At 56.9% G+C, this 15321-nt stretch carries 9 protein-coding genes; 3 read left to right on the forward strand and 6 right to left on the reverse strand.

Annotation, left to right across the window (positions count from 1 at the left end; translation table 11 throughout):
• Positions 1-143: 143 nt before the first annotated feature.
• From F455_RS0109950 to F455_RS22470, 4 genes are all read right to left on the reverse strand, one after another.
• The gene (locus F455_RS0109950; protein WP_026293256.1) at positions 144-1304 is read right to left on the reverse strand and encodes an IS30 family transposase; all 1161 of its coding nucleotides are present in this window, start codon (positions 1302-1304) and stop codon (positions 144-146) included.
• Positions 1305-1513: 209 nt separating this feature from the next.
• A complete protein-coding gene (locus F455_RS22935; RefSeq protein ID WP_211212308.1) occupies positions 1514-5008 on the reverse strand; it encodes a patatin-like phospholipase domain-containing protein in 3495 nt (1164 codons plus the stop codon).
• A gap of 181 nt (positions 5009-5189) precedes the next feature.
• Entirely contained in the window at positions 5190-6743 is a 1554-nt protein-coding gene (locus F455_RS0109960; protein WP_157578711.1) for an amidohydrolase family protein, read from the reverse strand.
• A gap of 179 nt (positions 6744-6922) precedes the next feature.
• A complete protein-coding gene (locus F455_RS22470) occupies positions 6923-8587 on the reverse strand; it encodes a S1 family peptidase (RefSeq protein WP_157578713.1) in 1665 nt (554 codons plus the stop codon).
• A 629-nt stretch (positions 8588-9216) separates the two neighbouring features.
• On the opposite strand from F455_RS22470, the gene F455_RS21585 reads away from it, so the two are divergent.
• Positions 9217-10899: an AAA family ATPase gene (locus F455_RS21585; RefSeq protein WP_169337323.1), complete on the forward strand. Its 1683-nt coding sequence runs from the start codon at positions 9217-9219 to the stop codon at positions 10897-10899.
• A 79-nt stretch (positions 10900-10978) separates the two neighbouring features.
• On the forward strand, positions 10979-11425 hold the full coding sequence (locus F455_RS22005; RefSeq protein ID WP_157578715.1) for a hypothetical protein: 447 nt from the start codon (positions 10979-10981) through the stop codon (positions 11423-11425).
• 228 nt (positions 11426-11653) lie between these two features.
• Here F455_RS22005 and F455_RS0109975 read toward each other — a convergent pair whose 3' ends face one another.
• Entirely contained in the window at positions 11654-13078 is a 1425-nt protein-coding gene (locus F455_RS0109975) for a phospholipase effector Tle1 domain-containing protein (RefSeq protein WP_018973145.1), read from the reverse strand.
• 31 nt (positions 13079-13109) lie between these two features.
• The gene (locus tag F455_RS0109980; RefSeq protein WP_018973146.1) at positions 13110-14021 is read right to left on the reverse strand and encodes a helix-turn-helix transcriptional regulator; all 912 of its coding nucleotides are present in this window, start codon (positions 14019-14021) and stop codon (positions 13110-13112) included.
• A gap of 133 nt (positions 14022-14154) precedes the next feature.
• Here F455_RS0109980 and F455_RS0109985 point away from each other — a divergent pair, with 133 nt between their 5' ends.
• Positions 14155-15321, forward strand: coding sequence for an anti-phage 6A-MBL system MBL-fold protein (locus F455_RS0109985; protein ID WP_018973147.1), 1167 nt, complete (start codon positions 14155-14157; stop codon positions 15319-15321).

A 15321-nucleotide genomic window follows, 5' to 3' on the forward strand; every position in this document is an offset into this window, starting at 1 on the left:
GCGTGGATCGTCGTCGCTACGGCCACTCGCTCGTCGCGAGCGCCAGTGACCCATATGCATCGCAGACACCCGGTGCGCGTCCCTGCCAGCGGCCGCTCATAGGTGTCGAACTTGAGCGGCGAGACCGCAATTGGACTGCGGATTCAACCGATCGACGCAACAGATTGGCGATATCGTTCTATAGGTGTTTCATAGCCTAACGTCTTCCTAGGGCGCTCGTTGAGTTGCCTGGCAACGGCGTTGAGCCTGGCTTGCGAGATCCCAGACAGATCAATGCCCTTAGGGAAGTATTGCCTCAGTAACCCGTTGGTGTTCTCGTTCGTGCCCCGTTGCCAGGGATGCTGCGGATCACAGAAGTAGACCTGGATGTCCGTTGCCAATGTGAAGCGATGGTGCGCGGCCATCTCCTTGCCTCGGTCCCACGTCAACGATCGATACAGCTCCTTCGGTAAACGCCGCGCGTTCCTGATCAGCGCGTTGACGACCGTTTCGGTATCCTTGCTGTCGATCTTCACTAGCATCACGTAGCGCGTTTGCCGTTCCACTAGAGTGGCGATCTGGCTGTTCTTGCTGCCGAACAGCAGGTCTCCCTCCCAGTGGCCCGTTACGGCCCGGTCCTCCACTGTGGCTGGACGCTCGTTGATGGATACCGTTCCGATGATCCGGCCGTGGTCGTCCGTCTTCTGCGTATGGTGACGGGAGCGACGCATGGCACGAGTACGACGCAAGTGCGCAAGAAGCTCTTTCTTCAGAGCACCGCGTGACTGGATGTAAAGCGTGCGGTAGATCGTCTCGTGTGACACCTGACAACTCGTGTCGCCTGGATAGGTACGTCTGAGCCAGCCAGCAATCTGCTCCGGTGACCATTGTTGCTGCAGTTTGCTTGCAACTCGGTAGGCCATGGCTCGATGTAGCGCTAGCTTACAGGTCTTGGGGCGACATGCTCGATCCCAAGCGGCCTGATCGGCCTGGCTGGCCCGGTAGCCTTCTCGTCCCTCGTTTCGACGGATCTCGCGACTGACGGTGGAAGGCGCTCGTCCCAGTGAAGCCGCAACCGAACGGATTGATTGCCCGCACACCATTGCGCGTGAGATCTCTTCGCGCTCGCTCAGACTCAGTGCTCGCGGAGAGCGGCGCCGGGGAGTTGGGCGGATCCCGCCTGACTCCGCCAAGATCCTACTCACAGATGAGTGGTTGCGATCGAACAACTGTGCGATCTGCTGCAGCGACTCCCCTTGCCGCCATCGATCCCGCATCAAGGCCTTCTGGCTGTCCGTGTATTGGATCCGAGTTCTGTATCTCATCCGCAACACTCCCACTGCCTAAGCAGTATTCAGTGTGTTGCATTGATCAATTGAATCCACGGCCGTTTGCGGACATTGGTTAGGGGGCAGGGCGATTAGCGAACCTTGTCGCTGATAGGAAAGGTCGGTCGCCGACCCCAAGTAATCTGCCGACTCTATCTGCAAGAAATGCGCGGCGTGCTCTCTGCATATGATGCTCTTCGTCGAGCCTAGTCATGAATTGCTTCGGGGACAACCTTCCGCACACTCGACACCTGATTAACCTGGAGCTCTGTCCACACGCTTGGAGCCGGCCACGCCCTGATAACCCCAATATCTGCATCGCGCAGCAGGTCTTTGCGTGCATCCTCGAAAAGCCTGACGACGGTCGCCCCCTCGAAATCCATCAGAAACGGTTGGTTATGGCAAGTATCCGCGTCATTGGGCGGGGCAATCGATGCTACCAAAATACCAGTAGTAGCAGTGTTGTCTGGAATCTGAGAACGGTCCCAAAGGTAACTAAACAGTAGGCGAATTGTTTGCATCATGGTACTCACGTGAGATGCGCCTTTGCATTTTGGCGTTGCTTCGATACTCAAAATCGCCTCGGCCCCCAGACGGCGCGCGACCGATCTGGGCTCATTTGCCGTATACCCGCCGTCGACCAAAGAAACCTGAGACCCGCACTCAGAATTCGCTTGGAGGAATAACGAAGTCGGCGGAAAAATTGGGAAAGGCGACCCGGAAGCTGTAGCCTCGCAGATTAGCCGATCAATTTTCGTAAGATTGTTCGACAAGCCGCATTTTGCCAAATTTTTATTGTTTGGATGTCCCAATGCTCCGGTTTCATAGAGCCAAGGGACTCGAAGTTTCGATTCGGATGTGATGTGACTGTCGGTCTGATCCGCCAAGATGAGAAGCTGATCTTCGATCCCACAGATCGTCTGCTTTGGCGAAGCGTCGGCCGGTTTGGCTATCACGGACGTTACGAAAGCGAGTTGCGCATCTATCCGGGGCGGAGACTCAATCAATGCATGCTCGGTTGCCGAGCGAATCTGTTTGAATGCCTTATCTCCGCCGTAGAGTGATTGTACAGCTAGCGTTACCCACAAAAACCAGCCCATTGCGGTTGTTACTAACAAAATCGACGCGGGGCGCCACGGCAGCCGCCAAACGCGAATCTCAACGTCGAGTTCCTCGTAGTGTGTTTGGAGCCATTTCTGCCACTTGTGCGATTTTTCGCCGTGTCGAAGTGCACTCAAAAGCGAAGCGAATATCAAACCCACAAACAGAGCGAAGGCCGTCAATGCGACCCAAAATGAAATCGACAACTCAAATTGCGAGACCAACCCTGCTCGCGATGCAGCAGCGACCAATAAGGCCGGAAGAAGCGTCCCGACCAAAGCTATTCCGACAAGAACAAGTTGGGGTTTAACATCGCCGACGCGGATATGCAGCTTCTGCGTGTCGTCATGCTGAAACCCCGCTGCCAAAAGCAGAGAAGCAAGCACGCCAATTCCAGCGCAAACGAAGGGGTCAACGAGACCGTCAGCGAAGTGCGCTAGGGTGCCAACTACAAGAGCTACGAGAATCAGACGATTGACAATCAATTTGGCTCGTGCTTTGAAGCCGGGCAACCTGCGAGCGCTCAGTATCAGCCACTCCGCCAGTACTACAAAATATACTGAGCAGAGCGCGGCCACTGCCCCGTGAAACCAGATAGGCGGAGTGCCATTGAACGATTTACAAACGCTTGCCAGCAAGGTACATGACCATGTTCTATTCCAATGAAACAGCCCGTACCAAATGGCGCCTATCGCCAACGACAAAATCATAAGTGTGCGCAAGTGACTCCGGAGTGCCCAAATCTCTTCCTTTTCGACATGTTCTTCTTTGACAGCACCTGGGCTTATCCCTCGCTGCATTAGTGCAAGACAACCGTAGCTGAGCAAAAGCAGCAAAACGAAAACTTGACCGTTGTGCGGTGCAAGCGACGGAGGATCCTCCAGGCCGACGCATATGGGGACGAGAATAACGACAGCTGCGACCAATCCTGCAACTAAGCTACTTGTATCTCGTGAAGACATTTCTCCCTGCGGCGGAACAAAAATGCGCAAAACAAAAAGCACTAATCCAAAGGTATAAACGAAGCTGAAATATCTCAGGACGCTAGACCAATTGAAAACATTTAGCTCATTTACTTTCGATTCGTCAATACATTCGGCACTCCCCTGTTTCGTCGATTTGACGAGGACGTTAGTCAACCTTCCCACTGAACAGTTTCTAATGTCAGCGACTGCCGTTTCTCTCGACTTCCATGGCAAAGATCTGGCGTAGCCTAACCATGTTAGAAGTCCGTTCAACGACCCCCCGGAGGTTCCGATTATTGGCGAGACAATTACTGAGCGATTGTCTGGCCTTTGATCGCGCGATAGCGCGTTTGTAAGTCGACCGTTGCTATATAGGTAGTCCAGGACGACGGACTGAAAGACACTCTTTACTCCACCACCGCTTAACGAGAGCGCTAGCGGTGGCGCCGTCGGTCCATCTTGTTGGTCTCGAAGGACCGCGATTAGATTGTCTATTTTGAAACTGTAGGCGCCCTCGTCGTACCAGTTGGCCATCCGGTAGTCTAGACCGGGCTCATTCCTTAGCGATTTGATTGCGTCTTCAAAATTGTTCCGAACTCTATCTGTATCATTTCCCTTCGGTCTAATTACTCCGCTGTACTCATGTTTCCCGAGATACTCTCTAGCAAGCTTATCTTCCGGGACGAACTTGAGCGTTCCTAGACTTTCCGTCCAGACAAGTAGTCGATCATTAGGTGCCATGGCGCCTGGCTGGCCCGGCTGGGCGGGGGGCAAGTACTCTTCTAGTTCGCCGTCGCCGACATCCGAGGGGTTTTCGTGAAATGCTGAGAACTGAACGGTAACCTCTGGTTCTCCGATTTCTTTTTGACCGCTTCCCGTTGGTCTCCTAAAGCGGAACGATCGAATGATTTTGTCCCAAAATTCGCGCCGTAAATTCACTCGTTGCTTGCACACAGCTTCAAGTTCGTCGCAGGGCTGGTACGCGTTGTGAGCAGAATCGTAGTACTGCTGAGCGGCAATCAAGGGGAAGACGAATCGAGAACCTGAAAGGTGCGACGGCGAGGCAAACAGTTCGGCTGACGCGCTTACATCGCTACTGTCTAATTGCTCGAAAATTTCGTTTAACGTTTTTTTCTTTCCTGAACCGTCTTGCCGAACAACGACGGCCGGTACCGTACCGTCTTGAGACCAATGACCGACCCCAGATTCATCAAGGGGTGGGGCGAACTCTGCGACAGGCACGATCTTGGAGTTGCGCCTGAGAGAATAGTCTGAGACAGCTGAAACGATCGCTCCTTCGACCTCTCGACGCCTGAGCCAATCGGTCACCTGCCAATGGTTCCCTGGAACGAGTTGCACGCGCACATTGAGGTTGCGTGCCATTGAGCTGAGCCAAGCCAAGTAGCCACATGCTTGGGCAGGGTTCTTGAAATTTGACTGGCCGACTTCGCAAGGTGCCTCGGACGGCTCCATGATATAGGCGATTCGGAAAATCCCCGGCCGCGGAGCTGCGCTCTCGTGCTCCTGTGCGCTGGCAGAGATCGCTGCTTGGCTCTCTATTGCGCACGAAGATGTGTACGCCATCAGCGCTATCGAAAGAAAGAATACGAATGAACGACCTCGCCATAAACTCATGACTTAGCTTCCCCTGATATATCGACATGATTCGCGGAAATGTCGGATTACCGCAGAGCTCAATTTCTTTGTCCAGCGATTGTCGAGAACGACTATGGCCTACATAGCGTCGACGCACATCGAGACCCTGTCAATTTGATGAAGCGTGCGATCGTCGCGAACGGAACTTGACGACACGCGGCTATTGGTTTAGCCAAGCAGGCACCTCTTCAGGCGCTAAACCCAAACGCGCGATGATCCTGTCGTGCTGAAATCCCGTGCGTGTCAGGCCAAAGCACTCTAACGCGTTCCTGTAAAACAGGCCTTCAGGCGTAAGCGTGGTGTCATTGCTGGTGGCTAGCGCAATCTCCTGTGGGAAGATTTTCCAGTCCTGCTCTTGCGAGAGCATGACCCAATCGCTGCCGTACATGAGCCGATCACGTAAGCCAGGGTACGCGCTCTCGGCCGATTTGAGTCGATTGCGAAGATCTGTGCACAAGGGGCTGCCCTGCAATAGACACTCACGCGCCGCAGACCAATACGCGAGGTCGCCGTAAAGCCGGTTGTTAGGCGCCTTGGCCATGAGCTTTGCAAAATCGGTCGGCCACTGCGAACCCATCTCCGCGATATCGCCGCCGAAATGACCCAGATTAACCAAGGGAGAACTAGGCTGGCCGGCGTAACGAGCTAGAAGTGCGCTCCAACCCCTAACGCCGCCAAAACTGTCAGAAGCTGTGTCACGCCCTAAGCTCGCGTTCGTATGTGCCATCACTGGGACATTGTTCTTTGTGCACCAATCAAAGAGCTGCGCAAGCTTGGCGTCAAGCTGAGTGAGATCGGGTCGTGCGTATTTCGTCTTCACCGGCGTGTTCGAATTTCCGTACGCAAAGAAACCCATAGGAGGGTAAATCTTCACGCCGATGAAGCCGTACTCCTCGATGGCGGAGACGACAAGGCTGAACGAGGCACCGTTATCTTTGATGTCAGTCCACGGGTTGTAACTGATAAGTGGCAGCATGTAGCCGCCGGAAAGATGCGAGAGTAGCGACTGGATCTTCATCTGATCTCGCCGCGCGGAATGGCAGCTGCAATCAAACCAATAGTCGAAATCCACCAGCGCTCCAAAGGCGGCATCGATACCGAACGCGTTATCGCTGGACGAATATGCCTGCGAATAAAGGCGCAAGTTCATCCATCGCTCCTGCAACATGTATCCAGCGAATCGAAGTAGTCCTTTTGCCTTCCCATCCGGCGCAGATTTGGTGTTATTCGCGCTTCGAGCCGTTACGCGAATTCCGGATTGCATGGCGTCGAGAATCGATTCGGGCGAAAGTTCAGGTGTGGAATTGGGGGAAGCACTGCGTTCCTGGTCATTTTGAGCCGCGCGCTTGAAGGCGGCGTCCGCCCGTTGGCGCACCATCTCGTTGTAGAGACGGTTCGCGATATCTTGCTGCCGAGCATCGATCTCGTTGTCGAGCGCCTTCTGCATGTCCGTGGCGCTGAAATCCTGAGGAGAGCCCGCTTTCTTGAGCAATGTCGCATACTCGTCTTGCGCGGTTGAAGCGGTCCCGGCTAGGCTGTCCAGCACTCCCGACAACGCAATCGCGAATGAGCGCGATGGTTCATCCATCGCATGAGCGACAGACTCTGATACAAATCCCGCCACGTTTACGTCCGACGCGTTGAAAAAATGAGCGTGCACATCGATGGCGAACGTGGGCTTGCTCGCGCTCCGCACGATGCGTTCTGGGCGCAAGAATCTGCGCAGTGGTGAAGGAAAGGGGGCGTCCGGTAGAACTGGCGATGGTGGTGAGCGGACCGCGCAACAGCTCCCCAGGCCGACCAGTGGTAACGCGCTCAAGGCGCACAGGAATTCACGACGCCGTCTGTCAAGCCGGTCATTGCGCATGTTGCTTCCCCTGACTAGTAAGGTTTCTAAAACATCGAAGCTACAATTTGATACTCCTGATTTGGCACACCGCTCAAAGTGAGCTGCCAGGGACCTGCGGCTGGGTTTTCTACAGCACAGCTAGCAACAGAGTCGTCGATTGCGAGCTGACAGGCAGGTTGTGCACCCGTCGCCCCGACGGAGAACCCAGTCGTCGTGCCTTGACGAGACGTATTCATAGCCACGATAAGGCGCTTGACGTTCGGGGCTAAGGTGAAATTGCTCGTCCAAGTCGACGACGCGGCGGATAGCGTGCGGCCCGTAACGCTCATCACAAAACGAGGCGAGTTGTCGATGACTGGGACAAGCGCAGTCGAGCTGACGGTTGTAGTCGGCAATGCTTTTTGAGCATTTACCGTAATCTCGTCGAGCCAAGGCATATAGGCATAGACCTCGGTATCCATCGCGGCGTCACCCGGTTCGCAGATGATTCCCGTCGACGTGATACCAGCCAAAAACCAGTTACCATCGTGTTGGATGAGAAGGGGTCCGCCGGAGTCGCCACTACAGGTAGTTGCGTCCAAAGCATTGAGGGGCTGCACAGCAAAGGTCCAACAGATGAGGCTTAGGTTCTGATAATCATTGCCGCAAGTGCCGGTTGTGAGATTGCCGTAGAACTTCATGCCAGCAGCTTTAACAATCGAGAGCGCTTGGTCTGCAGAGCCATCTAATCCCGAGTGATAGCCAAAACCCACGATGCGTGCAGCGCTTCCCGCGGGCAACACGGCGGTGCGATTAAGAGGAATGGGCGTGACTCCCGCGACGGCATCTTTGAGAATCAACGCCGCTATGTCATAGCGTGGCGCCTGGGTGAACGAAGGAAACGGAACTGCATGATCGATTTCGTGAATTCCGCCGTGCTGCAAGTAAACAGCGACCGGATGGTCTTGCAAGCAATGCGCAGCTGTGACGACAACATTGACGGCGATAAGAGAGCCTGAGCACTCGACTACCCGTCCGCCATTGGGGCCGTTGTAGAGCACAGCAACTGTGGCCGGATAGTCGACAGTAGCCGCGCCGCGACCTGTTATAAACTCCTGCAATGAGACTGAGCCCACGGTCCCTGGAGTTGTGAATGGATCGTTGAGCGACGAATCGTCACCGGCGATGACGACAACCATCTCATTCGGAATCGACACATGTTCAAGTAGAGCCAACGCCTGGCTTGCGGGGGCCTCCTGAATCGTTTTCTTCAGTGCCGTGAGTTGGGCACTATAATTCGAAATGTTTGCGGACCTAGTCTTTACACTGTCGATGATGGTCGCGCGTGCGCGATCGGCCTGTCCCGTGCTCCAGGGAACTGCCTCGGCGTTAGCGATGAGAGGACCCAGCGACGAATACCGCGCGTCTGTCTTAAAGTAATCCTTTACTACAGATGCAAGCTGGGTGCGATCAGCGGAGCGTGCACGATTGACGACAAGGGTTGAACGCGCTGATTCCTTGTTTAGGCGCGCGACAATTGCGTCGATGCGAGCCGAAATCCGGTCCCGGATATCGACATTCGCGGCACGGATCGGCGGTCTAGGCGTGCCACGTGCAGTGGCCGTGCCATGAATTGGCGCTGTAGGGGGATCGGCCTTTAGGCAAGCTGAAGGTACCCACAGCGCAAGAAGGCTCGCGCTCATTGCGGTAAGCAATTGCGTGCGGTCCATGAGGCCCTCGGACTTCACTTCAGCGAGATACTTGGGCTTTCCCCTGCGCTCAGGACAGCACTACAAGCGCGCAATTAAGATGTTGAGCCCGCGATTCGACAGTTGTCAATGACCAATTCTCCGCATTGCCAACGATATCGCCATAAATGCCGATTCTAATGACCGCAACCTAGCGCGCGCGCCGAAGTTCCTGGTGCGGAGATCGACCGCCTTCGTTGCATTTGCACAATCAGGTCCTTTCAAACTTGCTCGGCGAACCTAAGAGACCTAGCAGTCGCGATGTATGGCGACCCGTCCCGCTTCACGGTAGCGAGCAACACAACGCTGCCGCTTTTTTCTCGTGCCGCGGGGTGACGGAATCGGCCTGCATTCACGTGTGCTTCGGCGGTTGCAGTGAGTGCGGTGATTAGTGAACCTTATCGCGGGTAGGGAAGAGCAGGTCTCGACCCGAAGCATACGTTGGGAAAAGCATTTGTTGCTGCTAGCGTGCACACGGTATGCTCCAAATCGCACCGCAGCAACGCAGCCGCGTCCCGGAGGGGAGGATGGGCACCGCAAGACAGGACTTTGAGCGCTTCGTGCGCTGGTTAAACGAGCCAGGGCGTTTAGCACCCGAGAGTGCGCGCAGAATGGCCAACCTGACGCTGGCGAACTTCGATGTTGTGGCCGCTACGGCTAGGCAACACAACAATCGTTCGCAACTCTTGGCGCGCTTAGCCCGCCAACATCTCGCGGCCACAAGCGCGGACCTTCCGGAGCTCCCCGACGCGGCCGCCCAAGGGAAGTGGCCATGGCTTCGGCTACGCTCCCTAACCCTGGGACCGTTCCGCGGCTTTCGCGAGCCGCAGGCCTTCGATCTGAGCAAGCGAATCGTCCTCTGCTACGGCCCAAACGGCAGCGGAAAGAGCAGTTTGTGCGAGGCGCTCGAATACGCGCTCCATGGAGCCGTCGAAGAGGCAGGCTCGAAGCGGATCGAGCAACGCGATTACCTGGCCAACATCCACGCCGGCCGCTTCGCCAATCCCACCCTCACAGCCACCGACGCCGAGGGCGGCGAAGTCCAGGTCGTCGCCGACGAGGACGCGTTCCGCTTCTTCTTCATCGAGAAGAATCGGATCGACAACTTCTCGCGGATCGCCGCGACGCCCCCCGGACGCAAGACCGACCTGATCGCAACTCTGTTCGGAATGGATCAGTTCAACGACTTCGCCTCGCACTTCAACGAATCGATGGACGCTGCGCTCACGCTCGCCGCTGAGATGCAGATACAGCTCGCCGGTCGCAGGCAAGCGCTGCGGATCGACGAGCTGACGCGCGACGGCGAGGCGGGACAGCTCCGTACCCTAGACGAAGCCGCAGCCGACTACGCCGCGGGCGTCGCCGAGAACCTCACCTATGACAAGCTTAAGCTGTTGGTGCTCGGAAACGCGGAGACGCCCAGCCGTCTGCAGGAGCTCGACACAAAACTACGCGCGCTGATGCCGGCAGTCACGAACATCTCGCGTCGGATCATCGCCGAGCTCTTCGCCAACGCGGACGCCTGCGTTGTGAGCCTGGCAACCTCACAGCGCGGCCTCGACGAACGACGCAGTCAAGTCTCTTTCCGACAGCTCTTCGTCGCGGTGCATGCGCTACGCGCGCAGCACGAAGATCGCTGCCCGGCATGCCTGACGCCAATCGCCGACGTGGCGAGCAACCCGTTCGAGCGGGCGGACGCAGGCTTGCGCGAGCTTGAAGAGCTCGCGAGACTCGAAGCCGAACACGATCGCCTGCAGCGTGCGGTAGTCGAGGCAAGTCGCTCCTTGCGAGCTAGCCTACACAATCTTGAAGAGCTCTTGGCGAGTGAGGGCCAGGCGGACTCGCTGATCGGAGCCTACCTACGAGCCCTACCTCGCAACCCCGACGCTCCCGGTTGGTGGATCGCTGTGTACTCCCCGGAGGCCGACGAGACCGGCGCGACGCCGTCGCTCGAGCAGATTTTTGGCGTAGCCGATCAAGCCGCCGAGCGCGACGAGCGCACGCGCGAGGCATTGCGATTGCGCGACGAAGATCTAGCCGAGCAGGCACGGCTGAATGACGCCCGTGTCTGGATGGCAGAGCACGATGTTCGCCGTCGCCAGGTTATGGAAAACGCCGCGCAGGCCCGAGCCCGCATCACGCAGTGGGAAGAAGCTAACGCCGACCTGATCAGGCGCGCAGGCGAAGAAGAGCAGGCCAACATGCACGATCGGCCCATCAAGGAGGCCTACGACAGCTTCTACGGCTTGCTTGATCGTCACCTGCCACAGCCCAGAGTTCGTCAAGGATGTTGAGAACCACTTGCCGCGGGATCTCCGAGACGACTGTCACCAATACGTCCTGCTGCACCACCGCGGCGACTATCAACCACGCGTGAACCCGCCGGGCACTCAAAATTATCTGGCGCGCGCAAGGGAAGCCATCGACGGACGCTTCAACGCTCGCGACGCGCTCTCATTCGCGCGTAAGTCACTGGAGATGCTCGCCCACAAAGCTTGGAAGTGGCTCGAATCGCATCGGGTGGGCAACATTTCGGTGCAAATCGAAGGGCCCGGCAAGGAGCCACAGCTATATGGACTGTGCACGGCGTTGCGCAGGAAGCTAATGGACGCACGCACTTTCGCCCACGACAGTAAAGCGCCGCTGCTTGAGAACCTGAACACGATTCTAGGCATCCCGGAGGATAACCTGGTCTGGACCCTCCTCAACAAGGGCACGCACGAAGAGCCAAACCGGGATGATTTCGACATGGCTCATGTCGAGACTGTCCTCGCCGTCCTCAACAACGTTGATGTGTTGGAGCTCCGACCAAACCGTTGATCGCGCCGGACGGTGGCATAAGCGGCTGCTCGCAAACTCGGCAATCGTCGCCTACGTGGGTTAGCCAAGTTGGGCTAGAGATGTCTGCTTATGGGCCGTCTGCAGACACTGGGCAAGCGGGGCAGGGCGATTAGCTATTCTTATCGCGGGTAGGGAGGGGCAGTAGGCTGGTTTGACCGCTACAAAAAAAATGTACCGGAAACAAGATCACTCCGTCCCGGTCGCTCATCACGATCCTTGGTAATACTGGTCCACTCCAGGATGCGTGCGCAGTGGTTCGGGTCGATAGGGCCGCCAGGTACCGCACTGTAAAACGCGCGCCAGTGCAAAGCGCTCATAGACCGTCGGGTGCAACTCCCCCTCGTCAGCGACCACGCGCGCTTGCGTCGGCCAGGACAGTTTCCACGGCAACCAAGAAGGATACTTCTCGCGCAGGCTTTCGACTTCGGAGTGCTGCATGCCAGCCGGATCGGGAAAGGTATGCAGCCGGGTTTCGTCCACAATCACTGGATCCGGCAACGCGGTGGCTTGCTCCTTCATCCAGCGCAGTGAGATATCCGACAGTCGGGACTCTTCCTCGGGATAGCTGCCCCCGACGTCGGAATGGTTACCCGCAAACCAAACCTGGGCGAGCTGGATTGGCTCACCGGGGTTGACTGCGCGCTGCGCGAAATGCGATGAGCCCCACTGGACGCGTGGAAAGTCCTTGCGTGTCTCGTCAATCGACATCGCATGCCGAATGTAGTTGATACGCTGATCGAGATAACCATCGTAGTTTTTCTTGGACCAGCGTGCGAAATGAAAATGAAAGTTGCCCTTATTTGGAAAGCCTCGAATGTATTTGAAGGTCGACAAAAAAAACATCGCACTGGCGATGACAGCCTGAGCGCCTAAGACTACTCCGAAACTTGGAAGGAAGCCGAAACCCCAAAAGACCTTCCCGATCCAGCCGATTGCAGCGGCTAACGCGGCGCAGAATGCAATCCAAAGCATGATGATGATGACCTGTTGGAATGCCGAGATCCCTAGCGCTGCCACTGCATCAAAAACACCGATGAAATAGGGAAAGACATCTCCACGGTTTGGATCGTCGCCTGCCTTGTATTTCTTGCGAAAGCGACGCGCTTGCTCTTCGCGCTCGGGCTCATATTGCTTCCGCGGTTTGCCCGCACCGTGATCGTAGACTCTCGTCACCGCCTCAACTGCGATGGCCCGCAACGCACGTCCGGAGCGCGGTAGCGGATTTCCTTTTCCATCCTGAGTCGGCACGCCGCAGAGATTGAGCACGCCGGCGACATTGCGCGCGGTGTAGGCACCGCGACTGAACCCGAAGAGATAAATGCGATCGCCCGGCTCATACACGCGAAGAATCGCTTCGTAGCAGTCGGCGACATTCTTGGAGATGCCCAACCCCGCGGCGGCCCCTGCTAAGGTGCGAATGCGATCCCACCAGCCGAAGTGGATACCCTTTTTTTCAGATGCAGTGCCTAAGCCCTGGTGATAAAACGCCAGTTGATGCGCAGGATCGATGGGACTCTCCGGGCCAATGCGTGTCGCGCGAAACAGCTTGTAGACATTGCTGATCTCCTGATCGGGTTTTAGACCGCCTGCCTGGCCGGTCCCATCCGCAAAAATCAAAATGTTCTTGGCCATTGGTCCTTGCCCCTGGTAATCGTGATGATCGCTACGACGTGGAAAAACGTGCTTGGGAATGTTCACTAGCGCTTCTGAGTTGCTTCAAGAAGGGGACAAGCTCGTCACGATTTATCAGGACGATCTGCTGCTCCTCCGGTGGTTTGTCCACCGGAGTGTCTAGTCCAAGCCGGCGCAAGAGATAGTAGGCGAGTGCTTGGCGCGTCTTCACAACCAGTCGGTCATTGGTCATGCCATAGTCAAGTGCCAGGATGCGTTTGCGATTGTCATCTAGCGCGGGATTAGGGCCGATGATCACGGACAGCTCACGCTCCCACTCGTCGTCGGGCGGCGGTTCCGACATCGGCGCCACCGCGGTTGCCAAATTGAGAATCCTGGCAAACACGAAATCGCGAAAATCCTTTCGAAGATAGCAGTAGGCGCGCACATGCCAGCGATAGCCGTCGTAGGCCAAGGCCCGCGGACTGATCACGCGCACGGTCGGATCCGGCCGCGTCATGGTTTGGTAGTGGATGCTAAGTACGCCGCGATCGTGAATTGCATGCAACACCGTTCGAAGGGCTCCGGGTGACACCATTCGCGTTGGATGGCGTACGACGTCCGCGTCCGGGACCCAGCCCAGAAAACTAATGTCCGGCGAAATCATGCTGGTACTCAGCGCATACAACTCGGCCAGATACCGGCCGCTGCTGCCGTCGGTTAGAACTGGCCGAAACTCCGAACTAGCCAGATAGGACTTTTCGGTGCGGTCGTAGACCATATTGCCGGGGGCTAGGGCCTGGTATTCCGACAGGTCTAACGATGCTTGGGGAACGGAAATCTTGAAGAACTCAGTGATTTCCTTGCGGTTGATCCGGCCGAGCCAGCATAGGCGAGAGTCGATAAATTCAAGGCGTCTTGCCTGCCCCCAGCGCCCGCGCTTAGTGTCATCCGAAGCTAACATATTGATTTAAAAGTATTTATAAAAATGATAACATCGCGCACAATGAATATACCCATCTATTGAATCATGGTATTATACCTCTACCGCTCCGTGACCGGTAGTAAGCCACGGCTCCATTCGCAGGTGCCCCTTCTTGAACGCCAATCTCACCTTCTTCCCCGTCGACAATGGCGACATGACCCTCGTCCGCCTGGCCGATTCCGTGACCACCACCATCCTGATCGACGTGAACATCCGTGTGGCTGCGGACGATCCTGAGGACACCACCCGCGACGTGGCCGCCGACTTACGGGCGCGGTTGCCGCGAGACGAAAAGGGGCGCCCGTACGTCGACGCCTTTCTCCTGAGCCATCCGGATAAAGATCACTGCACCGGATTTGAAAAGCACTTCCACCTAGGGCCGCTTGCGGACTACGCCGATGACAAAAAGCCCGATGCGCAAAAGCGCATCGTGATCCGCGAAATCTGGTCTTCGCCGATAGTGTTCCGGCGTGCCTGCAAGACACACCCGCTCTGCTCGGACGCCCAAGCGTTCAACAAGGAAGCTAAGCGTCGCGTCCAGCGCTTCCGTGACTGCAGCGTAGGCGATGCTGATCGCATCCTCATCCTGGGCGAGGACGAAAACGGCAAGACCGATGACCTCACTGCGATCCTTGTCCGGACCGGCGATACTTTCCAGCAGGTCAACGGGTGCCACAACTCGTACTTCAGCGCGCAGTTGCTCGCACCGCGACCGCAGCAAAGCGAGGAAGACGAGGCTGTGCTATCGAAGAACCATTCAAGCACGATCTTGAACATGAAGATTGCAAGCTCCCTCGCACATCTGGACAGCTGCCGCTTCCTGACCGCCGGCGATGCCGAGGTGGCCATCTGGGAGCGGCTTTGGACTCGCTACAAAGATACCCCCGATGTACTCGCCTACGATGTCCTTCAGGCGCCGCACCACTGTTCGTGGCACACGTTGTCCAACGACAGTTGGTCCCAGCTCAAGGAAAAGGTCAAGGTCTCGGCGGATGCTCGGTCCGCGCTCGCGCAGGCCCGCACTGGCGCACTGATCATCGCCAGTTGCAAGCCCATCAAGGACGATGACGCCGATCCGCCATGCATCCGCGCTCAGCGCGAATACAAGTCGATCCTGACCGGCGTCGGCGGGCTGTTCTTCTGCACCGGCGAAACGCCCAACACCTGGGCGCCTGAGCCCCTGGAGATCGAGATCACAGCCGCCGGGGCGAAGAAGAAGGCCGCGCGGACCTCGGCGGCGGCGGCGGTGGCTGCCGTCGCAGCACCGCGCGCAGGTTAG

The organism is Rudaea cellulosilytica DSM 22992 (genome assembly GCF_000378125.1).
Taxonomy (GTDB): domain Bacteria; phylum Pseudomonadota; class Gammaproteobacteria; order Xanthomonadales; family Rhodanobacteraceae; genus Rudaea; species Rudaea cellulosilytica.